This is a genomic window from Streptomyces eurythermus (assembly GCF_014649115.1).
GTDB classification, from domain to species: domain Bacteria; phylum Actinomycetota; class Actinomycetes; order Streptomycetales; family Streptomycetaceae; genus Streptomyces; species Streptomyces eurythermus.
On sequence record NZ_BMSK01000001.1, the window covers coordinates 424,082 to 448,147 of the forward strand.

Below are 24,066 nucleotides of genomic sequence, written 5' to 3' on the forward strand. Positions count from 1 at the left end.
GGTGCCGGTCAGCGGGTGGCTTTGAGGGTGCCCAGATAGGGGTGCCACAGGTGGTCGGGGTTGGCCTCCACCGCGGCCACCGCCTCGCGCATGGCGACCAGGGCCTTGGGCTCCTCGTCGTCGTACACGTCGCCCTGGAGCATCTTCAGTACGTCCGTCCGGTACCGGGGGTCCTGGACGAACGCGGTGAACAGGACGTTGAGCCGGTAGTAGATGGAGATGAACTCGTACCAGTAGCGCACCGCCCTGCGGAGCTTGGTCTCGTAGGCGGTGAACCGTTCCTTGCCGTAGTCGCCGGCCGTGTGCGCCGCGATGATGTCCCGGGAGGCGATACGGGCGCTGTTCAGGGCCACGCTGACGCCGCTGGAGAAGATCGGGTCGACGAAGCGGGCGGCGTCGCCGATCAGGACGTAGCGGTCGCCGGTGATCTCCTTGACCGAGTAGCTGTAGTCGCCCTCCGCCTTCAGCGGGCGGACCTGGCGGCAGCCCTTGAGCGCGTCGTGCAGTTCGGGGCGGCTGCCGACGAAGTCCCAGAAGAACTCGTCCAGGTCGCCGCTGCCCTCGGCGAACCGCTTCTTCTGGGTCACCACACCGATGCTCGTGATCGTGTCGGTGATCGGGATCTGCCAGACCCAGGAGTCCTTGATAGGCAGGAAGTGCACGTAGATGTGCTCGGCCTGGGCCGCCGAGGTGGACAGCGCCTCCCGGTCCAGCCCCTCGAACCAGGCGTGCACCGCGTACTGGTCGAAGACCGGGTCGGGCACCTTCGTCCTCAGCTGCCGGCCCAGCATCGTCTGCCGGCCGGAGGCGTCCACGACCATGCCGACCGTGTAGTCCACGCGCTTGCCCGCGATCCGGGTGCGGACCGTCACCTCCGGGTCGCCGAAGTCGACGCCGAGGACCCGGGCCCCGTTGAGGACGGTCGCGCCCTGTTCCTCGGCGTGCCGCAGCAGGATCGCGTCGAAGCGGGACCGGTCCACGTGGTACGTGTAGTCGCGGTCCACCCCCTGCTGGTCGCGCTCCACGAACTGGATGTCCGCGGTCCAGTCGTGCTGGAGGCCGCTGAAGCCCAGCCGGGGGATGTCACGCGACTCGGCGGAGGTCCAGGAGGCGCCGTACTTGCGCGGGAAGCCCGCCTCGTCGATCTTGTCGAGGGCGCCGATCTCCAGCAGCACCGGTGTGGTGGCCGGGACCAGGGACTCGCCCACGTGCGGCCGGGGGAAGGTCTCGCTCTCGAAGACGATCACGGAGAGCCCGGCGCGGGCCAGGTAGGAGGCGGCGGTGGAGCCGGCGGGCCCGCCGCCGATCACGGCGATGTCGAAGTCGGTGGTCATCGGACGGTCTCCTGCTCCAGCTCGCAGATCATGGCGGCGATCGAGGCGGCGTTCTTGAAGTTCCTCGCGTCGATCCGGGCGGTGGGCACGGAGACGTCCCACTCGTTGAGGATGAAGGCCTGCAGCAGCGCGATCCGGAGCGAGTCGATGATGCCCCACTCCAGCAGCGGGGTGGCCGCGTCGATCGCGCGGTCCTCGTCGGACCACAGGAACTCGGTGCGGATGAAGTCCAGCACGCGGGCGGTCACGGCTTCGGTGTTCATGAGCGTCCTTTCGAAAGGGTCAGGTGCCGTCGGACCAGCGCCGGACGGTCGATCTTTCCGTTGCGGGTGCGCGGCAGGTCGTCGAGCAGATGGACGTGGTCGGTGATCATGTAGCTGGGCAGCCGCTCGGCCAGGTGCCGGCGCAGCGCCAGCGCGCCGGGCCGGGCGCCGGGCACGGGGACGACGAAGGCGACCAGCCGGGCGTCCATGCCCTCGCCGGCCACGACGACGGCCGCGGTCTCCACCTCGTCGTGGGCGTCGCAGGTGGTCTCGATCTCGCCGAGTTCGATGCGGTGGCCGCGGACCTTCACCGCGTGGTCGCGGCGGCCCACGTAGTCGAAGGAGCCGTCGGGCAGCACGGTGACGATGTCGCCGGTGGCGTACTCGCCGGAGCCGGGCGGCCCGCCCCAGTAGCCGAGCATCACCGTCGGCCCGGTGACGACGAGTTCGCCCTGTTCGCCCGGCCCGGCCACGGCGCCGGCGTCGGTCCGGGCCCACACCTCGTCGCCGCTCGCGGCCCTGCCGATCGGCACCGGCCGGTCGCGCTCCAGGTCGGCCGGGACGACCTCGTGCCAGGTGCACACATTGGTCTCGGTCGGGCCGTACAGGTTGAGCAGCCGGGCCTTCGTCCACGCGGCCAGGCGGCGGACGTGGGCGATGGGGAACGGCTCCCCGGCGAACAGCACCGCCCGCAGCCCGGCGGGGGCGGGCCGGTCGAGCAGGCCGCCGCCGCGGATCATCAGGATCAGCGCCGACGGCACCGAGTACCAGACCGTGATCCGCTCCCGGTGCAGGAACTCCACCAGCTCGCCGGGCGCGTAGGCCAGCGTGGCCGGGACCAGGCGGACCGAGGCGCCGGCCGCGAAGGCGGCGTACAGGTCCAGCACCGACAGGTCGAAGACGAGCGGCGCGTGGTTGGCGAACCGGTCCCCGGGCCCCGCGCCGAGCAGTTCCACGGCCCAGTCGACGAAGGCGCGGGCGTTGCGGTGGCTGATGCTCACGCCCTTCGGCGTCCCGGTGGAGCCGGAGGTGTACAGGATGAACGCCGGGTCGTCCGGCTTCACCTCCGTGTCGACCGGGGGCACCGCCTCGTCGTCACCGGGCGGGGCCGCCGCCAGATCGAGCACCGTGACGAGGCCGGGCACGGCGTCGGGTCGCGTGGTGCCGTCGGGCTGCGCGGTGCCGTCAAGTGGTACGGGGAGGTCGAGCGCCGGGCGGATCCGCGTCAGGCGGGTGCCCGTCGCGCACACCACCCGGGCGGCGCAGTCGCGGGCCACGGTGGCGACCCTGCCGGCCGGGGCCGTCCCGTCCTGGGGGACGTAGACGGCGCCCAGGCGCAGCACCGCCTGCATCGCCACCACGACCTCGGGCGACTTGTCGCCCCACAGCACGACCCGGTCCCCGCGGCCGACCCCGGCCCGGGCGAGGAGGCGGGCGTAGGCGTCGGCCGCGCGGTCGAGTGCGCGGTAGGTCAGCTCGCGCCCCTCTCCCGCCACCGCCGGCCGCAGCGGATACCGCCGGGCGGAACGTATGACCAGCTCGTGGAGGTTCACAGTCCTCTCTCCCTCGCGATGACGCTCCGGTGGATCTCGGTGGTGCCGGAGAAGAGCGTGCTGGGCACGGCGTCGCGCAGCTGCTGCTCGATGCCGGTCGAGGCGAGGTAGCCGATGCCGCCGAAGACCTGCACCGCGTCCCGGGCGTTGGCGACGGCGGCCTCGGAGACCGCGACCTTGGCCAGCGACACGGCACCGGCGTCGGCGGTGCCCTGGTCGGTGAGCCAGCAGGCGCGGTACAGCAGCAGCCGCGCACCCTCCAGCCGCTCCGACATCACCGAGATCTTGTGCGACACGGCCTGGAAGTCGGCCAGCCTGCGGCGGAACTGCTTGCGCGAGCGGACATGGGCGACGCACCGCTGGAGCTGGTACGTCATCACGCCCAGGTAGATCGCGAACAGGCAGGCCCGTTCCCAGCCCATCGAGTGCTGGAAGATCGCCCGGCCCTGGCCCTCCACGCCCAGCAGGAAGCGGGCGGGCACCCGGACCCCGTCGAAGGTGATCCGGCCGGCCGGGCAGCCGTGCAGGCCCATCTTCTCCAGGGGCGGGCTGACGCTCAGCCCCGGCAGACCGCGCGGGACCACGAACCCGCTGGTGCCGAGGAACCCGGCCGCGGGCTCGGTGACCGCGTAGGTGACGATCACGTCGGCCAGCGGGGCGTTGCTCGCGAACGACTTCACCCCGTCGAGCACGTAGACGTCGCCGTCGCGGCGGGCGGTCATCCCCAGCCGGGCCGTGTCGGAGCCCGCCGCGTCCTCGGTGATCGCGTTGGACGCGATCAGCGAGCCGGTGGACAGGCCCTTCAGCAGCTCCTCCCGCAGCTCCGGGCCGGCGAAGTCCCGTACCGGCACCGCGCAGGCCAGCAGATGGGCGGCGACCCCGAAGGCCAGCCCGGTGTCCAGGCAGCCCTGCCCGAACGCCTCCAGGCACAGCGCGGTGTCCAGGGCGCCGAGCCCGCCGCCGCCCGACTCCTCCGGCAGACAGAGCCCGGTCAGCCCGAGGGCCGCCGCCCTCGCCCAGTCCTCCCGGTCGAAGTGGTCCGCGGGATCCGTGCGCCGGCGCCCCGGCAATTCCTCCCTGATCGCGGCCAGCAGCCGGTCACGACGACGCTGCTGCTCGGTCGTCAAGGCGAAGTCCATCGACGTCCTCCTTTCCGTAGGCGTGGAGCTCGGCGTCGGACATCGCGTCGAGCTCGGAACGGACCAATTCCTCGATCAGCGCCGCCAGTTCGGCGACGGTCGGGCCCTCGAAGACGGCCCGGATCGGCAGGTCCACGTCGAAGGCGTCCTGGAGCGCGGCGACCAGCCGGATCGCGAGGATCGAGTTGCCCCCGGCCCGGAAGAAGCCGGTGTGCGCGCCCACCGGGGCCGCGAGCAGACCGGTGAAGATCTCCGCGACCCGTTCCTCGACGATCCCGCGCGGCGCCACCAGCTTTTGCTCGCCGGACGCGGGCGCGGGCAGCGCGCCGAGGTCGACCTTGCCGTTGGCGTTCAGCGGCATCGCGGCCAGCGCGGTGAACACGGCCGGCTGCATGTACGCGGGCAGCCGGGCGGCGCACAGGGCCGTGAGCGACCGCGGGGAGGGCGCGGTGCCGTCCGGGACGTAGGCGACCCGGATCAGCCCGTCGTGCGCGGTGGCCACGGCCTGCCGCACCCGCGGGTGCTCGGCGACCACCGCGGCGATCTCGGCGAGTTCGACGCGGTAGCCGCGGATCTTGACCTGGGTGTCGGCGCGGCCGAGGAACTCCACCTCGCCGCCGTCCAGCACCCGGGCCAGGTCCCCGGTCCGGTACAGCCGGTCGCCCGGCGCCCCGAACGGGTCGGGGACGAACCGCTCCGCGGTCTGCTCCGGCCGGCCGGTGTAGCCGCGCCCGACGCCCGCGCCGCCGACGCACAGTTCGCCGACCGCGCCGACCGGGACCGGCCGCAGCCAGGAGTCCAGCACGTACGCGCGCACGCCGGGCAGGGGCCGTCCGATCGGCACGCCGTCCCGGCCCGAGCCCGCCGTGACCGGATGCACGGTGGCGCCCACACAGGTCTCGGTGGGGCCGTACTCGTTGATCAGCCGGCCCGGGCCGAGGAGGGACGCCCAGCGCTCGGCCAGGGCGGCCGGCAGCGCCTCGCCCGCGACGACGATCCGGGCCGCGAGGCCCGCGATCCGCTCCTCGGGCAGCCCGGACAGGATCTCCAGGTGGCCGGGCGTGAGCTTGAGGAAGGCCAGCGGGGCGGCGGCGACCAGCCGGTCACCCAGCTCGGTCAGGTCCAGGTCCTGCGGCAGCAGCGTGGTCGGCCGGCCAGCCAGCAGCCCCGCCCACAGGTTGGGGACGCCGAGGTCGAAGGCGACCGAGGTGAACACCGCCGCGCCGCCCGGCGCGGACAGCGCCAACTCGTCCACCGCCCACCGCAGATGGCCCGCCAGAGCGGCGTGGGTGATCTCGACACCCTTGGGCCTGCCCGTCGAACCGGAGGTGTAGATGACGTACGCCAGCCGGTCCGGGTCGGCGGAGCGGGCGGGCCGGGACTCCTCGGCGCCCTCCGCGCCCGGCGACACGCTCCGGGCGCCCTCGACGGTGGTGCCGGAGACCAGCAGCCGGGCCCCGGCGTCCGCCAGCATGTACCGGACCCGCTCGGCCGGGGTGCCCGGCTCGATCGGCAGATAGGCCGCGCCCGCCTTCCACACGCCGAGCAGGGAGGCGATCAGGTCGGCGCCGCGGTCGACCAGGACACCGACCACCGAGTCCGCGCCCGCGCCGAGGTCGCGCAGCCGGTGGGCGACGCGATTGGCCCGCCGGTCCAGTTCGGCGAAGGTGACCTCGCCGGTCTCGGTGCGCAGGGCGACCGCGTCGGGGGAGGCGTCGGCCCGCCGCTCGAAGAGGCCGGGGGCGTCGGTGGTGTACGCCGGGGCGGGGGTGCCGCTCCAGCGCAGCAGCGCCCCGCGCTCGGCGTCCGGCAGCAGACCGAGTGCGTCCAGGCGGGTGCCGGGGCTCGCCGAGGCCCGCTGGAGCAGCAGCACGAACTGCTCCGCCAAGCGCGCGACGGTGTCCCGCTCGAACAGGGCGGTCGCGTACTCCAGGCCCCCGGACATCCCCCCGTCGGGGCGGCGGCGCAGATACAGGGTGAGGTCGGTCTTGGCGATCCGGGAGACCTCCACCAGGGCCGCGAGGTCCGCCGCGTCGGCGGCAGACCCGGTCAGCTCCTCGTCGTGGAGGTCGAAGGCGACCTGGTACAGCGGGGTGCGCGAGGAGTCCCGCTCGGGGGCGAGGTCGGCCACGAGCTGCTCGAAGGGCAGCTCCTGGTGGGCGAAGGCCGCCCGGCACGCGTCCCTGACCCGCCGGACGCCCGCGTCGAAGGTCATCCGGCCGGACAGGCCCAGGCGCAGCACCAGGCTGTTGAGGAAGAAGCCGACCACGCCCTCGGTCTCCGGCCGGTCGCGGCCGGCCACCGGGGTGCCGAGCACCACGTCCCACTGTCCGGTCCGGCGGGCGAGCAGCGTGCCGAACCCGGTCAGCAGCGTCATGAACGGGGTCGCCCCATGGCTTCGGCCCAGCTCGGTGAGGGCCTCGGTGACCTCGGGCGACAGCTCCAGCGGCACCATCGCGCCCCGGCCGTCGCGCACCCGCGGCCGCGGGTGGTCGGGTCTCGGCTCCAGCGGGGCCGCGCCGTCCAGCGCCGTGCGCCAGTAGGCGAGTTCCCGCTCCACCGTCTCCGGCGTGATCCGCTCCCGCTGCCAGACGGCGAAGTCGGCGTACTGGACCGGCAGCGCGGGCAGTCGCGGCGCCCGGCCGGCGCGCAGCGCGGCGAGGACCGTGGCGAACTCCCGTTCCAGTACGGAGGAGGACCAGCCGTCGCAGACGATGTGGTGCACCGAGAGCACCAGCACCTGCCGGCCGCCGGGCGCGGGGTCGCGGGCCAGCAGGGCGCGGGCGAGCGGGCCGCCCGCCAGGTCGAAGCCGCGGTCCAGCTCGCGGTCGAGCACGGCGGGCAGCTCCCCGGGCGTGACCTCGGCCGTCGTCAGCTCCAGCGGGGCGGGCGGCCGGATCAGCTGCATCGGCTCGCCGTCCTGGACGACGAACGCCGTGCGCAGCGCCTCGTGCCGCTCGACCAGCCGGTCCAGCGCGGCGGTGACCAGGTCCGCGCCCGTGCCGTCCGGCACCGGCAGGAACAGCGCGGACACCCACTCGCGACTGCGCGGCTTCATCCGGTCCAGCACCCACAGCCGGCGCTGACCGAAGGACAGGGGCAGCGGCCCGGTACGGGGCAGCGGCACGGGGCCGCTGGGGCCGTCGGGGTGGTCGAGGGGGGTGGCGCCGGGGTCGTCGAGAGGGGTGTCCCCGTGGGACTGGTCGGCCTGGTCGGCCTGGTCGGCCGGCGGTACCGGGGCGTTCCCGGCGTCCGGGCCGTCGCCTTCGTCCCGGCCGGCGAGCAGGCGGGCCTGGCCGGCGATCGTGGTCGCGGTCAGCAGGTCCGCGAGGGGCAGGTCGCGGCCGGTCGCCTTGCGCAGCCGGTTGACCAGCCGGGTGAACTGGAGTGACGTTCCGCCGAGTTGGTAGAAGTCGGCATCCGGGTCGATGCCGTCGCTCTTGAACAGGTCGCGCCAGACCCGGGCCACCGTCTCCTCGGCCGCCGGCCCGCGCCGGACGGCCGGCGCGGCGAGGGCCGGCGCCGCGAGGGTCGGCACGGGCAGCGCCGCGCGGTCCAGCTTGCCGCTGGACGTGGCCGGGAACCGGTCGACCGCGATCAGCACCGACGGCACATGGCTGCCCGGCAGCCGCTCGGCGAGGAAGCCGCGCAGCCCGTCCGGCACCTTCGGCGCCCGGACATAGGCGGCCAGGGCCGTTCCGCCGCCCGGTGCCTCGACCGGGACGACGGCGGCGCCGCCGACCGCGGGGTGGGTCTCCAGGGCGGCCTCGATCTCGCCCGGCTCGATCCGGACACCGCTGATCTTGACCTGGCGGTCGATGCGCCCGAGGTACTCCAGGGCTCCGTCCGGGCGCACCCGCACCCGGTCGCCGGTGCGGTACAGCCGCGCCCCGGCGGGCCCGTACGGGTCGGGCACGAACCGCTCGGCCGTCAGGTCGGCCCGCCCGAGGTACCCGCGGGCGACCCCCACCCCGCCCGCGAACAGCTCGCCCGTGTCCGCCGGTTCGCCGCTGTCGTCCAGCACCAGCACGCGCATCCCGGTGATCGGCCGGCCGATCGGCACGGGCCCGGTGCGCTGCGCGGGGTCGAAGCGGTGGGCGGTGATGTCGACGGAGCACTCGGTCGGCCCGTAGGTGTTCCACACCGTGACTCCGGAAGGGGCCAGCGCGAGAACCCGCTGGACCACCTCCGCGTGCAGCGGCTCGCCGGCGCACGCCAGCACCCGAAGCGCGCCGCAGCGGTCCCAGCCGTCCTCCTCGGCCAGCGCCCGCAGCACGGACGGCACGACCTGGAGCACGCTCGCACCGGTGTCGGCGACGGCCCGCAGCAGGGCCGCGGGGTCCCGCTCGGCACCCTCCGGCGCGAGGACGACCGTGCCGCCGACGGCGAGTGGCGCGAAGATCTCCCAGCCGGCCGCGTCGAAGGTCACCGGCGTCTTCTGCAGCACCCGGTCCGAGGCGTCCAGGCCGAGCGCGCCGATCGCCCAGCGGACGCGGTTGGCGAGGCCCGCGTGGTCGATCACCACGCCTTTCGGGCGGCCGGTCGAGCCGGAGGTGTGCATCACGTACGCGGCTCCGCCGGGCTCTGCGGCGGCCCGCGCGCCCCCCTGGCCCGGGGGGATTCCCCCGGCCGGGGCGGGTGCGTCGGCGCGCACCGCGGTGGCGCCGGCCGCGGTGACCCGGGCGTGCCCGGCGCGGTCGGTGACGACCAGGGTGAGGCCGGTCTGCTCGATGAGGCCGGACAGCCGGACGGACGGGTGGCCGGGGTCCAGGGGCAGGTAGGCGGCCCCCGCCCGCCAGACGGCGAGCAGGGTGACGACGAGGTCGGGGCCGCGCGGCAGCAGGACGCCGACCGGGCGGTCCGGTGCCGCGCCGTGGACGACGAGGGCGTGGGCCAGGGCGTCGGCCCGGGCGTCCAGCTCGGCGTAGGTCAGCTGCCTGCCGGCCGCGGCCACCGCCGGCCGGTCCGGGGTCAGCGCGATCTGCCGGGCCACCAGCTCGGGGACGGGCGTCGGGGCGGTCATGACAGGGTCTCCTTCGGGTGTGCCGGGAGTTCGGGTCGTACTGGGAGTGCGGGTCGTGCCCGGAGTTCGGGTCGCCGGGAGTGCGGGGCGTGCCGGGAGTGCGGGTGTGCCGGGGTGCGGTTGCGCCAGGAGTTCGGGCGTATCGGGAGCTCGCGTGCTGGTGGTGCGGTAGCTCCGGGAGTGCGGGTGTGCTGGAAGTGCGGGTGTGCCGGGGTGCGGTTGCGCCAGGAGTTCGGGCGTATCGGGAGCTCGCGTGCCGGTAGTGCGGTAGCTCCGGGAGTGCGGGTGTGCTGGGAGTACGGTCGTGCCGGGAAGCCGGGTGTGCCCGGGGCCGGGGCCGGCGGCGGGTCAGGGGGTGAACTGCGGGATGCCGTAGCGGGCGAACCGTTCGGCGATCGCCGCGGGATCGCGGGTGGTGGCGAGCGTGAGCAGCAGCAGGATCCGGGCCTTCTGCGGCAGCAGGTCCTCGGCGGGCAGCACACCGGGTGCGTGGGCGTCGTACACGGCGCCGCCGCCGGTGCGGGCCGCGGCCACGACCGTCACGCCCTTGCCGAGCGCCCCGCGCAGCGCGCCCGCCTCGCCGGGCGAGGGGTCGCCCGCGACGACGACGCCCTTGACGCCCGCGTCGGCGAACGCGGTGATCGCCTCGCCGCCGGCGTCCGGGTAGGAGGCGACGATCTCGGTGCGGGGCAGCTCCTCCCGCCGGATCCGGTCCAGGTCGAACGGTGTGCGCCAGCCGCTCCCGCCGCACCGCTGGACCCGGGCGGGCGCCCGCAGCAGCCGGATCCGGTCGCCGTCGACGGTGCCGAGCACCCCCGCCTGTCCGGCCTGGAAGGCGCCGGGCCTGAGCGTGGTGGTCTTGGTGGCCTCGCGGGCGGCGAGGATGTCGTTGCCGAACGCGACGACCGTGCCGAAGCACCGGGTGCGCCCGCTCGCGGCCAGCACCACGGCGTCGTAGAGGTTGGCGGGGCCGTCCGCGCCGAACACGTTGGACGGCCGCACGGACCCGGTCACGACCACCGGCTTGGGGCTGCGCACGGTCAGGTCGAGGAAGTACGCCAGTTCCTCCAGCGACTTGGTGCCCGCCGTGACCACGACCGCGTCCGCCGTGCGCAGCGCGCGGTCGACCTGCCGGGCCAGGTCGTAGTAGTCGGTCATCGCGGTCCGCTCCGGCCCTTCCCGGGTGGTGACCCGCGCCACCCCGTCCAGCTCCGGGCGCAGACCGGAGACGATGTCCGCGATGGGCAGCGCGCTGCCGTCGTAGTCCTCGAAGCCGGCCCGGTCCTCGGCGACGCCGGTGATGGTGCCGCCGGTGCCGATCACGACCACCTCGGGCCCGGCGGCCCGCCGCGGCCCGGCCTCCTTCGCGGCGACGGCCGGCACCGAGGAGACCAGCCCCACCAGCAGGGCCGTGACGGCCAGGACGAGCCGTCTCACGACAGCACCTGCCCGTTGTCGGCGCGCAGGGCGCGGGACCTGCGGTGGTCGAGGTGGATGAAGGTCCGGTGCAGCCAGCGGTCCTCGCCGTCGTAGCGCGGGGTGAAGTGGGTCCTGCCGTGCAGGGTGACCCGGTTGTCGACGATCGCGAGGTCACCCGGGCGCAGGTAGACGGCGCGGGTGACGGTGTCCAGGGCGGCCCGCAGGACCGTCATCGCCTCGGCGGCCTGCCCGTCCTCGGGGTGGGTGGCGTGGAAGTCCACCCGGACGTCGGGGTCGTCGAAGTCGCCGTACAGGACCGGGTGCGGCGGGGCCTGGCCGCCGGGGCCGCCGAAGGACGGCGGGACCTCGGTGCGGAACCGTTCCTCGCCGAGCACCTTGCGCACGTCGTGCGGCAGCAGCGCGACCGCCCGGCGGATCGAGGCGACCCGCAGACCGGCGCCGCCGTCGTGGTCGGGGCGCAGGCACAGCAGCGCGACCATGTCCGGCCGGTACGGGTGGAAGGCGTTCTCCACGTGCAGTTCCAGCGGGACCGAACCGGCGTTGCTCTGCTGTGCCTCGCGCCCGGCCACGGGGACGACGTTCTGCACCAGGGCGCCGCTCTTCTCGTCCCGGTAGGCGATGACCTCGCCGAGCTGCGAGGAGACCAGGGCGATGGTCCCGGCGGCCGGGGTGGCCGCCCGCTCGACCGACTCCTGGACGGTCGGGGTGGGGGCGAGTGCCGGCGCCGACGGCAGGTTGCGGACCAGCAGCATGCCGTCCGCCCGCGGGTCGTGCCGGAACGCCCGCAGTCTGCGGCGCAGCCGCTCCGGGAGCTCCTCGGACATCTCCCGGCAGGCGTCCAGCCAGCTCCGGTCGTCGACCAGGCGCGGTTCCACCTCGGCGAGCGCCCCGGCGACGGCCCCGGTCCGCTCCCTCTCCGCCTCGGTGAGGGTGAATACGTGGTCCTCGGTCATGACGTTCCTTCCTGAACGGGTTCGGACAGATCGCGGACCAGCAGGTCCCGGCCGAGCGCGACCGCTTCGAGCACCCGGGCGCAGCGCGCGGCCAGCCCCCGCGCCTCATCGGGGGTGAAGGCGTCGGGACGGTGCCCGAGCCGCAGCGACAGCCGCTCGCCCGGGACGACCGCCAGCCGCAGCGGGAAGTGGGTGTCGTCCGCGGCCGCGAACGCGCGCATCCGCAGCCGCCCGGCGAGGGCCGCCGCCCACGCGGAGGGGTCCATCGGGTAGTTCACGAACAGCGTCGTGGTGTCGAACAGGGTGCGCAGGCCGGCCGCCCGCTGGATCTCGGCCAGGCCCAGGTGGTCGTGCGGTTGCAGCGCGGCCTGCTCCCGTTGGAGGCGGTGCAGCGCGCCGAGGAACGGCTCGTCCGGTGCCAGCCGCACCCGCACCGGGACGGTGTTGGTGAACAGCCCGACCATGCCCTCGACACCGGGCAGTTCGGGCGGCCGGCCGGACACCGAGGACCCGAAGACCACGTCGTGGCCGCCGGTCAGCCCGCCCAGCACCACGGCCCAGGCGCCCTGGACGACGGTGTTCAGCGTCAGCCCGTGCGCCGCGGTACGCGCCGTCAGCGCCCGGGTGGTGGCCTCGTCCAGCTCGCGCACGACCAGCTCGTGCGGCACCTCGGTACGGCCCGTGGCGCCGACCAGGGTCGGACCGGGCAGGCCGGCCAGCGCCTCGCGCCAGGCATCCTTCGCCGCGTCCCGGTCCCGGCCGGCGAGCCAGGCCGCGTACCGCCCGTACGGCGTGACGGGCGCGAGCCGGCTCCCCGCGTACAGGGCGAACAGCTCCCGCACGAGCACCGAGGTGGACCAGCCGTCCCACAGGATGTGGTGGACGGTCAGCACCAGCCGGTACCGCCGGGTGCCGAGCCGGAGCAGGAGGAACCGCAGCAGCGGCGGCTTCGCCGGGTCGAACCGGGCGCGGCGGTCCGCGGCGGCCAGCCGCGCGGCCTGGGCCTCCGGGTCGGGGCCGCCGGTCAGGTCCGTCTCCCGCCAGGGCAGCGCGACCCGGGCCGGCAGGACCTGGACCGGCTCGTCCAGGTCGCCGTAGTGGAAGGCGGCGCGCAGGTTGGCGTGCCGGTCCAGGACGGCCTCGGCGGCGGCCCTCATCCGCGCGGCGTCGAGGGCTCCGTCGAGGTCGACGCCGAGCTGGGCCGCGTAGACGTCGAGCGTGTGCTCCGTCCGCATGCTGTGGACGAGGAAACCTTCTTGCAGCGGGGAGAGCGGCAGCAGGTCGGCGAGCGGCCCGTACTGCCCGGCCAGCTCGTCGATCTCGTCCTGGGACAGCTCGACCAGCGGCACGTCGGACGGGGTGAGCCCGCCCGCCCCGGCACCCCGGCCGTGCCGGGCCAGGCCCTCCAGGGCCGTGCGCAACAGGGCGGTCAGCTCGGTGATCCGCTCGTCCGGGAAGAGCCGCCGCGGCCAGTGGACGGTGAGGGTCAGCTCCGGGCCGGACGGGCCGTCGAAGGTGGCCGCGAGGATCTCCAGCTCGTGCGCGAACGGCATCCGCGGGTCGGCGTCGGCGTGGAAACCCCCGTCGGTCAGCCCCCAGTCGGCGCCCTGCCCCGAGGAGAAGCGGCCCAGGTAGTTGAAGCCGAGCCGGGGCGCGGGCAGCGCCGACAGCCGGGCCCGGGACGGCTCGTGGAGATGGCGCAGCATGCCGTAGCCGAGGCCGTGGTCGGGCAGCGCGCGCAGCTGCTCCTTGACCCGCTTGAGCGCGTCGCCCAGGGCCGGGCCCGCCGCCGCCACCTCCGGCCATGCGACTTCGCCCGGGTCCAGACGGGCCGGGTACATGCTGGTGAACCAGCCGACGGTGCGGTCCAGACGGACGCCGGGGAAGACGTCCTCCCTGCCGTGCCCCTCCAGCTCGCACAGCACCGCGCCGTCCGCGCCGCGCCAGCGGCGGTAGGCCAGTGCCAGCCCGGTCAGCAGCACGTCGGTGACTCCGGCGCGGAACGCGGCGGGCACCTCGGTGAGCAGCGCCCCGGTCGTCTCGGGGGAGAGGGTCACCGTCACGCTGCGGGCGGTGGCGAACAGGTCGGCGGCCGGGTCCAGGGCGCCGGCCCCGGCCCCCGGGTCGGCGGTGCACGCGATCCGCTCCCACATCGGGAGCTCGCCGGCCCGCTCGGGGGCCGCCGCGGTGAGCCGGTGGGCCCAGGTGCGCAGCGAGGTGCCCACCGCGGGCAGCGGGGCGCCGGTCATCGCCGAGGCGAGGTCCTGGAGCAGCACCCGCCAGGACACGCCGTCCACGGCCAGGTGATGCAGGGTCAGCTGGAGCAGACCGGGCGCGCCGGGCCCGCCGGGGCACCAGACGGCCTGGTGCACGACCCCCCGCGCCGGGTCGAGCCGGTCCCGCGCACCCGCACGCGGGCTGTCTTCCCGGCCGGGCTCGGGTACGACGGGGGGTTCGGGTACGACGGGTGGTTCGGCGGGGCTGGTCGGTTCGGGGATGCCGGCCGGTGTCGGTACGACGGCCGGCCCCGGTATGACGGCTGCTTCGGCGGCGCCGGCCGGTCCCGGTATTACGGCCGGTGTGGGTATGCCGGTCGGTTCCGTTACGACGGTCAGCTCGGGGGCGACCGTGCCCGGCGGTCTGACCTCCAGGCGTCCTCCCTCGCGCAGCCGCAGGCGCAGCGCGTCGTGGTGGTCGATGAGGGTGCGCAGGCCGTCGGACAGGGCGTCGGACGTGGTGCCCGCCGGTGTCCGGACCGTCACCGACTGGCTGAAGCGCGTGCTGGGGGCCTGCTGTCCGGCGAGCCAGGCCACGATCGGGGTGAGCGGCACCTCGCCGATGCCCGCGCCCTCGGGCTCGACGGCCCCCTCGTCGGCCAACGGGCGGGCGGCGCCCGCCAGTTCGGCGGCCGTCGGGTGCAGGAACACCTCGCGCGAGGTGAGTTCCAGCCCGGCCTTGCGGGCGCGGCTGACCAGTTGCAGCGCCATGATGCTGTCGCCGCCCCGGTCGAAGAAGGAGGCATGGGCGCCCACCCGGTCCAGCCCCAGGACCTCGGCGAAGAGCGCGCGGAGCGTCTCCTCGGCCGGGGAGCCGGGCAGGTCCGTGTCGTCCGCGCGCCCCTCGGGCGGGGCGGGCAGCGCGCGGCGGTCGAGCTTGCCGTGCGGGGTCAGCGGAAGGGCGTCGAGCACGACGAGCGCGGAGGGCACCATGGCCTCGGGCAGGATCCGCCGGGCCGTCTCCCGGACCTCGGCGGGGTCGAGCGGCCCGGCCGGGACCAGATAGCCGACCAGGCGCCGGGCACCGGGACGGTCCTCCCGGACGGCCACGGCCGCCGCGCGGACGCCGGGGTGCCGGCTCAGCGCGGCCTCGACCTCGCCCGCCTCGATCCGCAGCCCGCGCAGCTTGAACTGCCCGTCCCCGCGGCCGAGATACTCCAGCTGGCCGTCCGGCCGCCACTGGACGCGGTCCCCGGTCCGGTACATGCGGTCGCCGTCCGGGCCGTACGGGCAGGGCAGGAAACGGTCCGCGGTCAGCTCCGGGCGGCCGTGGTAGCCGCGCGCCACTCCGGCGCCCGCGATGTACAGCTCGCCGGGGCAGCCGGCGGGGACCGGCTCCAGCCGCTCGTCCAGCACGTAGACCCGCGCCCCGGCGATGGGGCGGCCGATCGGCGGCCGGCCCTCGCCGCCCAGCGGGCCGCTGCCGGTCGCCGCCACGGTCGCCTCGGTCGGCCCGTACATGTTGAACATGCGGCGCCCCGGCGCCCAGCGGGCCACGAGCGCCTCGTCCACGGCCTCCCCGCCGACGATCAGCACGTCCAGGTCGGGCAGTTCCCGGGCGGGCAGGCCGGCCAGGACGGCGGTGGGCAGCGCCAGATGAGTGATACGGGCGTCCCGCAGCAGCTCCGCGAGGTCGTCCGGCGCCAGGGCCGAGGTGTCCGGCGCGAGCACCAGCGTGGCACCGGAGATCAGGGCGGGCCAGATGTCGCCGACGGCGGCGTCGAAACCGGGCGAGAGGTACTGCAGCACCCGGCTGCCCGGCCCGAGCCCGAACCGTCCGGCGTGGTCGAGGGCGAGGTTGGCGAGCGCGCCGTGCGGGACGACCACGCCCTTGGGCAGGCCGGTCGAGCCCGAGGTGTAGACGAGGTACGCGGCCGAGTCCGGGTCGGGACGGCCGAACCCGCCCCCCGGTGACCCGGTGGGGCCCTCCTCGGTGAGGACACACACCGGGGCGGCGTCCGCCAGCAGGTGGTCGATCCGCTCCCGCGGGTATCCGGGGTCGACCGGCACATAGGCGGCACCGGCCCGCAGACAGGCGAGCATCGCCACGACCAGTCCGGCCGTGCGCGGCATCAGCAGCGCGACCGTCGTGCCCTCCCGCGCCCCCCGCTCGCGCAGCCGGGCGGCCAGCGCGTCGGCGCGCGCGTTGAGTTCGCCGTAGGTCAGCGTGGTGTCCCCGTACTCCAGGGCGGGCGCCCCGGCCGGACGGCCGGCCACGAGCCCGGGCACATCGCCCCCGTACGCCGGGGAGGGCGCCCGGACCGGCAGCAGGGCCGTCCGCTCGTCCGGGGTCAGCAGGTCCAGCTCGCCGATGGGCGTGCGCACCGAGTCCGCCGCCCGCAGGACGAACGCGGTCAGCCGCGCCGCGTGCGCGGCCAGCCCGGCGGCGTCGTGCAGGCCGGGGTCGGCGTCGAAGAGCAGCGCGCCCGGCGAGCCGTCCGAACGGCCGCTGACCGCCACGGTCAGGTCGGGGGCCGGGCCGGAGGCCAGGTTCGTCACCCGGCCGGTGGCGCCGCCGAAGTCCAGGTCCCGCTCGTACGGCATGAAGTTGACCAGCGTTCCGAGCAGGCCGCCCTCCCGCCCGGTGACGCCCAGTTCGCGGCACAGGTCCTCGTGCCGGTAGCGCTCGTGCCGCAGCGCGGTGCCGATCTCCGCCGCCACCACGGGCACCAGGTCGGCGAGGCTCGCCTCCAGCGGGACGTCGAAGCGCAGTGCGACCGTGCCCGTGGCCATCCCGGGCACCCGGCGCGCGCCGGGACCGCGCCGGCCGGAGACCGGCAGGCCGAGGATCACGTCGCTGCGCCCGGTCAGCCGCCGCACGTAGGCGGCGGTCGCGGCGACGAGGAGGGTCTGCCAGGTGGTGCCGGCCTCCTGCGCGGCCCGGTCCAGCACGGCGCGTCCGGCCTCGGGCAGCGGGTCCTCCCGGCGCAGACGCGGCGGCCGGTCGCCGGTGGGGGCGGCGCCCGGCAGCAGCACGGGCTCCGGGCGGTCGGCGAAGCGGGCGGTCCAGTAGGCGCGGTCGTCCTCGAACCCGGGCGAGGCGCGGTAGCCCGCCTCATCCCGGGCGAGCGTGTGCAACGGCTCGAAGCCGGCCGGGCCGGGCCGCGCGCCGCACAGCTCGCCGAGCCGGCGGCGCAGCAGATGCACGCCGTAGGCGTCCACGAGAATGTGATGAATTCTGTAGTAGAACAGCAGCCGTGCCGGACCGATCCGGAAAACGGCCGCGTGCGACAACGGCCCTTTCTCCAGATCCACGGACGTCGCCAGATCGGCGTCCATCCATTTCCGGGCGGCCTCCTCCGGGTCGGCGCTGTCGCGCAGATCGACCAGGGGAGGCATTTTCGGCGGGGCCGCGGACACGTATTGCCGCAGCCCCTCGCCGTCCTCGCCGACCGAGGTCACCCGCAGCACCTCGGCCTCGGAACACAACCGCGCCCAGGCCCGCCGGAGCACCTCGGGGTCCAGGTCACCGCGGATGTCGATGCACTCACCGCAGTTGTAGCGCCGGCCCGAAGGGTCCAGCTGATGGGCGAACCAGACGCCCTGCTGCGCCATGGAGAGCGGAAGCCGCCGTTGGTATTCCATGCCGGAGAGCGTGCGCGGCCCGGCTATCAGCGGCCTATAGCAAAACGACCCCAGGTCAGGGCACCGGACGGGTATAGCGGCAATATGGGCGCCTTATCGGATCCGATTCGACGCTCGGCCCCATGGTGACAGCACTCGCCCCCATGGTGACAGCAGCGAATCCGGTGGTGCCGCTTCCGGCGGACCGGCTGCTGACGTTTCTGCTCCAGGCGGGCCTGCTGCTGGGCACCGCGCTGGTGCTCGGCAGGCTGGCCCGGCGGGTGAACCTGCCCGCGGTCGCCGGTGAGCTGTGCGCCGGGGTGCTGCTCGGCCCGTCGGTGCTCGGCGCCCTCGGCGCCTGGCACGGGCCCGGCACCGAGCAGATGCATCTGCTCGACGCCACCGGCCAGTTCGGTGTCCTGCTGCTGGTCGGTCTCTCCGGCGCCGAGCTGGACCTGCGGCTGGTGCGCACCCGCGGGGCGACCGCGGCGAGGATCAGCCTCGGCGGGCTGCTCGTGCCGCTCGCCCTCGGCGTGGCGGCGGGCTTCGTCCTGCCGCTGTCGCTGCTGTCGGGCGGCGCGGACCGTACGGTCGTCGCGCTGTTCCTCGGCGTGGCGATGTGCGTGAGCGCGATCCCCGTCATCGCCAAGACGCTGCTGGACATGAACCTGCTGCACCGCGACGTGGGCCAGCTGACCCTGACCGCGGCCGTCATCGACGACGTCTTCGGCTGGCTGATGCTCTCGGTGGTGTCCGCGATGGCCACGACCGGGCTCGGCGCCAGGACGGTGGTGGGCTCGGTGGCCGAGATCGCCGCCGTGCTGCTGGTCGCCGCGTTCGTGCTCCGGCCGGCCGCCCGCGTCGTGCTGCGGCGCGGTCCGGCGATCGCACCGGTGGTGGTCATCGTCCTGCTGGGCGGCGCGGCCACCCAGGCCCTCGGCATCGAGGCCGTGTTCGGCGCGTTCGTCTGCGGGGTCGTGATCGCGTCGGTCAACCCCCGCCCGGAGGCCCTGGCCCCGCTGCGCACGGTCACCCTGACCGTCCTGGCGCCGCTGTTCTTCGCCCTGGCCGGCCTGCGCATGGACCTGACCGCGCTGGCCGATCCCGAGGTCGCCGCGGTGGCCGCCGGCATCCTGCTGCTGGCCGTCGCCGGAAAGTTCCTCGGCGCCTGGGCGGGCGCCGCCGCCAGCGGCCTCGGCACCGCGGAGGCACTGGCCTGCGGCGCCGGCATGAACGCCCGCGGTGTCATCGAGGTCATCGTCGCGATGACCGGGCTACGGCTCGGCGTCCTCAACGCCACCGCCTACACCACGATCGTGCTCGTCGCGATCGTCACCTCCCTCATGGCCCCGCCCCTGCTGCGCAGGGCGATGGACCGCGTCGAGCACTCCGACGAGGAGCAGATGCGGCTCACCTGGCCGTTCGTCCCGGAGAAGAAATCGGAGATCCCATGAGCGACCTGCTGCCCCATCTCGTGGAGGGCGGACCCGGCGCCCCGCCGCTGCCGGAGTTCACCGCGCTCCACCGCGACGAGCTGCGGGCCCGGCTGACCCGCCACGGCGCCGTGCTGCTGCGGGGCTTCTCCACCGGCCCCGACCAGCTGCGCGGCGTCGACGACGTGGTCCGCGCCTTCTCCGGCCCACCGCTGGAGTACGCCGAGCAGTCGTCCCCGCGGACCGCCCTGCACGGCAACATCTACACCTCCACGGACTATCCGCCCGAGGAGGAGATCTTCCTGCACAACGAGAACTCCTACCAGGCCTCTTGGCCGGGCGTGCTGTTCTTCACCTGCGTCGAGCCGCCCCTCACCCGGGGGGCGACCCCGCTCGCCGACACCCGGGAGATATACCGCTCGGTCGATCCGGCGGTCCGGGCGGAGTTCGAGGAGCGCGGCTGGATGGTCGTACGCACCTACCGGCCGCGCTTCGGCGTCGACTGGCGGACCTCCTTCGGCACCGGGGACCGCGCCGGGATCGCCCGCCTGTGCGCGGCCCGCGACCTGCGCTGCTCCTGGGCGGACGGCGACGTGCTGCGCACCGAGGGCGTCCGCGGGGCCGTCCACCGGCACCCGGTCACGGGGGAGTCCGTCTGGTTCAACCACATCACCTTCTTCCACGACAGCACCCTCCCGCCGGACGTCCGGGAGGGCCTGCTGGAGCTGTTCGGGGACGACGGCCTGCCGGCCAACAGCTACTACGGCGACGGCGGCACCATCCCCGACGACGTCATCGCCCATCTGCGCGACCGCTACCGCACGGCCTCCCGCAGGTTCGACTGGCGGCGCGGGGACGTGCTCCTGGTCGACAACATGCTGGCGGCGCACGGCCGGGAGCCCTTCACCGGCCCGCGCCGGATAGCCGTGGCCATGGCCGAGCCCGTCGTCCCGGTGGCCGTACGGTGAGCTGGTTCCGTACGTTCCACGCCCGGCCCGAGGCCCGTGTCCGCCTGGTCTGCCTTCCCTACGCAGGCGGCGGCGCGGGCCTCTACCGTGCGCTGGCACAGAAGCTCCCGCCCGCGATCGAGGTCGTGGCCGTGCAGTACCCGGGCCGCCAGGACCGGCGTGCCGAGGCCCCGGTCGAGGACTTGGAGGTGCTGGCCGACCGGATCGCGGCCGAGCTGACCGCCCTGGACGGCCCGCCCGTCGCGCTGTTCGGGCACAGCCTGGGCGCCACGGTCGGCTTCGAGGTGGCCCGCCGGATGCTCCCCAGGTTCCCGTCCCCGGTCGTCCGGCTGTTCGTCTCCGCCCGCAGGGCGCCCGCCGACCACCGGCCGAGCGGGCGGGACTTCCGGGCGGACGCCGTGCTGCGGGCCTGGGCCGAGCGCTCGGGCGGGGCGGCCCGGCAGGCCGCGGCCGACCCCGAGCTGTGGCAGCTGGCGGCTCCCTCGCTGGCCGCGGACCTGACGATGTCGGAGACCTACGCGCCCCGCCCCGGCGCCAAGGTGACCTGCCCGGTCACCGCCATCGCCGGCGCCGCCGACCACGGGTGCGGGGTGGCGGAGATGGGCCGCTGGGCGGCGCACACCATCGGCGGCTTCGAGGCCGTCGAGGTGGCGGGCGACCACTACTTCATCGACGATCCGGCCGCCGACCTGTGCGGGACCGTGGCGGGACTCGTCCGCGAGATCCGGGTCTGAGGACGCGAACTCCGCTCCCCGGACGGCTGGTTCAGGGCCCGGCGGCAGGCGGAAGGGGCGGGATCCCCAAGGATCCCGCCCCTTCGGCGCGCCCCCTTCGACGCGCGGCCCTACTCTCCCTTGCCGGCCAGGTCGAGCAGCCGGCCCCGCAGGAAGAAGCGGGTGGCGACGACCGCGACCGTCACCGCGACGGCCGCGCAGGCGGCGCCCACGGCGATGACGGCCCCCCACGGCACGCTGAACGCGAACCCGCCGGCCAGCTTGGTCAGCGCGGCCCGCTGGCCGGCCACCACCAGCCCGGCCGCGACCGCGCCGAGGATCCCCCCGGCCGCCGCCGCGACCGCGGTCTCCGCCGCCACGTACTTCAGCGTGTCGCCGCGGGTGGCGCCGGTCAGGTTGAGGGCCGCCAGCTCCCGGCGCCGGCCGGGCGCCGCCATCACGAGGGTGTTGGCGATCGCGAGCAGCGCGTAGCCCAGCGCGAGCGCGAACACGATCAGGGTCGCGAGCCGGGCCTGCTCCTGCTGGTCGTCGCGCACCTCGTCCAGGAACTCGGCCATCGGCGCGACCTTGACCGGCTGGTCGCGCGCCGCCTCGCGCAGCGCCGCGGCGACCGCGGCCCGGTCGCCGCCCGGGCCGACCTCGACGTCGATCCGGGTCGGCTCGCCACCGGCCGCGTGGGCGGCGGAGACATAGCCGGTCTCGCCCAGCACCGAGGGGCCCGTCAGCGCCGCGACCGTCAGGTTCACCGCCGTACCGTCGGGCAGTCCGGCCTTCACCTCGTCCCCGGCCTTGATGCCGAACTCGGCCGCGGTGTCCTCGTCCAGGACGAGCTGCCGGTCGCCGAACCGGTCCAGCGAACCCTCGGTGATCTTCAGGGCCTGGGTGGCGGCCAGTGCCTTCGGATCCACCGCCCAGCTGGACAGGGTGCCGATGTAGCGGTCCTTCGCCCCGGACAGGCGCAGCTCGCCGGGGGTCAGCGCGGCGGCCCGGACACCGGGCAGGGCGAGCACCTTGTCCCGGGTGGCGGCGCCGATGGTCGCGCCGTCGTCGGCGACCATGGTGAAGTCCGCCCTCGCCTGGGCCCGCAGCCCCGCGGCACCGGCGTCACCGGCGGCGACCGGTGCGGTGAGCAGCGCGCCGCCGAGGCCGAGCGCCAGCACGACCGGCGCCGCGACCGAGGCGGTGCGGCGGCCCGCGAACAGCGCGCCCTCCCGCACGATCATGGCCCCGGCGCCCAGTCTGCCCAGCGGCCAGGAGGCGAGGAACAGCACCGGGCGCAGCAGCAGCGGGGTCAGCAGCGCGCAGCCGCCCACGATCAGCACGGGCACCGGGAAGTAGTTCTGCATGCTCATCGCGGTGAGCGGGCTGTCCACCGCCGAGACGCTCTTCTGCAGGCCGAGTCCCAGCAGGGCGACGCCGAGCACCAGGCGGACGGGGGTCAGCGCCCGGCGGCTCCCGGTGGCCTCGCGCAGTGCCTCGGCGGGTTTGACCCGGCCCGCCTTCCAGGACACGGCGGCGGTGCCGAGCATCGCGGACAGCAGGCCGGCCGCGAAGGCGATCAGCAGGGGCGGCCAGACGACGTCGATCTGGTACCAGGCCGGGGCGATGTCCCTGTCGACCATGAAGTCCCGCAGCAGCGCGGCGAACCGGGCACCCACCAGACAGCCCAGCGCGGAGGCGACGGAGGCCAGCAGCAGCGCCTCCAGCAGCACCATCCGCCGCACCTGCCAGGGGGTCGCCCCGATGGTGCGGAACAGGGCGAGTTCGCGGCGGCGCTGGTCGACCACGAAGGCGAAGGTGGCGATCACCACGAAGACCGCGACGAAGGCCACGATCATCAGCGAGGTGCCCGCCATGCCCTCGGCGTCCCTCAGCTGGTCCCGGCCGCCCTCCTGGTCGGCCTCGGCGAGCAGCCGGGCGTCCCCGGTCAGCACGCTCGCCGGGCCGGCCGCCGAGCGCACCCGGTCGAGCGGGCCGTAGGCCACGACGGCCCGGACACCGGGCGCGAGCCTCCTGGCCTCGGCGTCGGTGAAGAACACGGCGTCCTCGAACCAGACCAGATCCGTGACCCCCACGACCCGGTAGCCGGCGAAGGTGCCGCCCACGGCGACCTCGACCCGCTTGCCGACCAGGGCGGCGTCGCCGCCACCGACCACGATCTCGTCGGCGGCCCGCGGCGCCCGGCCCGAAGCGAGCCGGTACGGGGTGAAGGCGGCCGTCGACCACGGATGGCCGACCTGATCACCGGGACCGCCGGGCAGCCGGGCGGAGAACGACCGGTCCTCGACCGTCCGCCCGGTGGCGGCCAGCGCGCTCACGGTCCGCGCGGGCAGGTCGCCCGGGCGGGCGATCGGGAACTCCCGGGGATCGCCGTCGTCGTCGGTCAGCTTGTAGGTGACGGGCTGCGTCACGACGGCGGGGGCCGCGGCATACCGCTGCGGCCCCGACAGATCGGTGGTCCCCACGGCCCACAGGGCGAGGGTCATCATCGCGATGATGCCGACCCCCAGCGCCAGCGCGAGGAACGCGCCCGCGAACGAGACGGCACGGGCTCGCACGGTCGCGAGCGCAAGCCTCACCATGACTGCTCCAGTTTCGTGATCCGCGCCGCGGCCAGTTCGGGGGTGGGGGATTCCAGCACGCCCGCCGGGCGGCCGTCGGCCAGGAAGACGATCTGGTCGGCGTAGGAGGCGGCGACCGGGTCATGGGTGACCATGATGATGGTCTGCCCGGTGGTGTCGACCAGTTCGCGCAGCAACTGCATCACCTGCCGGGACGACTTGGAGTCCAGCGCCCCGGTCGGCTCGTCGGCGAACAGCACCTTCGGCCCGGTCAGCAGCGCCCGCGCGAGCGCGACCCGCTGCTGCTGGCCGCCGGACAGTTCGCCGGGGCGGTGCTGCTTGCGCTCGCCCAGCCCCAGCCGGTCCAGCGCGGCGTCCACGGCCTTGCGGGCGGGCTTCTTCCCCCCGAGCATCAGCGGCAGCGCCACGTTCTGCCGCGCGGTCAGCGACGGAATGAGGTTGAACGTCTGGAAGACGAAGCCCACATGCTGTCGTCTCAGCCTGGTCAGCGCGGCCTCGCTCAGCCCGCGCAGCCGGGTGCCGGCCAGCGTGACCTCCCCGGAGTCCACCCGGTCGATGCCGGCCGCGCACTGCAACATGGTCGACTTGCCGGAGCCCGACGGTCCCATCACCGCGGTGAAGACCCCTTCGGGAAAGTCCAGCGTCACCTCGTCGAGGGCGATGACCCGGTTGTCCCGCTTGCCGAATCCTCTGCTCACGGACTCAAGCCGCACCATCGCCGTTCCCGTATCCATGTCCGGAACGGTAGGGGCGCGATCTATATCCGTCCCATACGTGCGCACCGGTCGGCCGGATCCCGCCGAC

General features: G+C 75.0%; 13 protein-coding genes. 3 read left to right on the forward strand and 10 right to left on the reverse strand.

Annotation, left to right across the window (positions count from 1 at the left end; all coding sequences use genetic code 11):
• Positions 1 to 8: 8 nt before the first annotated feature.
• The 8 genes from IE251_RS02035 to IE251_RS02070 all read right to left on the reverse strand — a co-directional run bounded on the left by IE251_RS02035 (position 9) and on the right by IE251_RS02070 (position 17,566).
• Positions 9 to 1,334 carry an NAD(P)/FAD-dependent oxidoreductase gene (locus IE251_RS02035; protein ID WP_189751149.1) on the reverse strand — a complete coding sequence of 442 codons (1,326 nt, stop codon included), beginning with the start codon at positions 1,332 to 1,334 and terminating at the stop codon, positions 9 to 11.
• Positions 1,331 to 1,597 carry a hypothetical protein gene (locus IE251_RS02040; protein ID WP_189751150.1) on the reverse strand — a complete coding sequence of 89 codons (267 nt, stop codon included), beginning with the start codon at positions 1,595 to 1,597 and terminating at the stop codon, positions 1,331 to 1,333. Before IE251_RS02040 ends, IE251_RS02035 begins: the two co-directional genes overlap by 4 nt.
• Positions 1,594 to 3,150 carry an AMP-binding protein gene (locus tag IE251_RS02045; protein ID WP_189751151.1) on the reverse strand — a complete coding sequence of 519 codons (1,557 nt, stop codon included), beginning with the start codon at positions 3,148 to 3,150 and terminating at the stop codon, positions 1,594 to 1,596. Before IE251_RS02045 ends, IE251_RS02040 begins: the two co-directional genes overlap by 4 nt.
• The gene (locus IE251_RS02050; protein WP_189751152.1) at positions 3,147 to 4,289 is read right to left on the reverse strand and encodes an acyl-CoA dehydrogenase family protein; all 1,143 of its coding nucleotides are present in this window, start codon (positions 4,287 to 4,289) and stop codon (positions 3,147 to 3,149) included. Before IE251_RS02050 ends, IE251_RS02045 begins: the two co-directional genes overlap by 4 nt.
• Positions 4,249 to 9,312 (reverse strand): non-ribosomal peptide synthetase, encoded by a 5,064-nt coding sequence (locus tag IE251_RS02055; protein WP_229896536.1) that lies wholly within the window; start codon positions 9,310 to 9,312, stop codon positions 4,249 to 4,251. The genes IE251_RS02050 and IE251_RS02055 overlap by 41 nt, the downstream gene beginning before the upstream one ends.
• 348 nt (positions 9,313 to 9,660) lie before the next feature.
• Positions 9,661 to 10,749, reverse strand: a complete 1,089-nt coding sequence (locus IE251_RS02060) for an asparaginase (protein WP_189751153.1) — start codon at positions 10,747 to 10,749, stop codon at positions 9,661 to 9,663.
• On the reverse strand, positions 10,746 to 11,705 hold the full coding sequence (locus IE251_RS02065; RefSeq protein WP_189751154.1) for a TauD/TfdA family dioxygenase: 960 nt from the start codon (positions 11,703 to 11,705) through the stop codon (positions 10,746 to 10,748). The genes IE251_RS02060 and IE251_RS02065 overlap by 4 nt, the downstream gene beginning before the upstream one ends.
• The gene (locus IE251_RS02070; RefSeq protein ID WP_189751155.1) at positions 11,702 to 17,566 is read right to left on the reverse strand and encodes a non-ribosomal peptide synthetase; all 5,865 of its coding nucleotides are present in this window, start codon (positions 17,564 to 17,566) and stop codon (positions 11,702 to 11,704) included. Before IE251_RS02070 ends, IE251_RS02065 begins: the two co-directional genes overlap by 4 nt.
• A gap of 122 nt (positions 17,567 to 17,688) precedes the next feature.
• Here IE251_RS02070 and IE251_RS02075 point away from each other — a divergent pair, with 122 nt between their 5' ends.
• From IE251_RS02075 to IE251_RS02085, 3 genes are read left to right on the forward strand one after another with little or no spacing between them, the layout of a single operon-like run.
• The gene (locus IE251_RS02075; protein WP_229896537.1) at positions 17,689 to 18,999 is read left to right on the forward strand and encodes a cation:proton antiporter; all 1,311 of its coding nucleotides are present in this window, start codon (positions 17,689 to 17,691) and stop codon (positions 18,997 to 18,999) included.
• Positions 18,996 to 19,946 (forward strand): TauD/TfdA family dioxygenase, encoded by a 951-nt coding sequence (locus IE251_RS02080; RefSeq protein WP_189751156.1) that lies wholly within the window; start codon positions 18,996 to 18,998, stop codon positions 19,944 to 19,946. Before IE251_RS02075 ends, IE251_RS02080 begins: the two co-directional genes overlap by 4 nt.
• Positions 19,943 to 20,680 carry a thioesterase II family protein gene (locus IE251_RS02085; RefSeq protein WP_189751157.1) on the forward strand — a complete coding sequence of 246 codons (738 nt, stop codon included), beginning with the start codon at positions 19,943 to 19,945 and terminating at the stop codon, positions 20,678 to 20,680. The genes IE251_RS02080 and IE251_RS02085 overlap by 4 nt, the downstream gene beginning before the upstream one ends.
• A gap of 110 nt (positions 20,681 to 20,790) precedes the next feature.
• On the opposite strand, the gene IE251_RS02090 is transcribed toward IE251_RS02085, so the two are convergent.
• Positions 20,791 to 23,262, reverse strand: coding sequence for an ABC transporter permease (locus tag IE251_RS02090; RefSeq protein ID WP_189751158.1), 2,472 nt, complete (start codon positions 23,260 to 23,262; stop codon positions 20,791 to 20,793).
• Positions 23,256 to 23,996 (reverse strand): ABC transporter ATP-binding protein, encoded by a 741-nt coding sequence (locus IE251_RS02095; RefSeq protein WP_189751159.1) that lies wholly within the window; start codon positions 23,994 to 23,996, stop codon positions 23,256 to 23,258. Before IE251_RS02095 ends, IE251_RS02090 begins: the two co-directional genes overlap by 7 nt.
• Between the last annotated feature and the right edge of the window lie 70 nt (positions 23,997 to 24,066).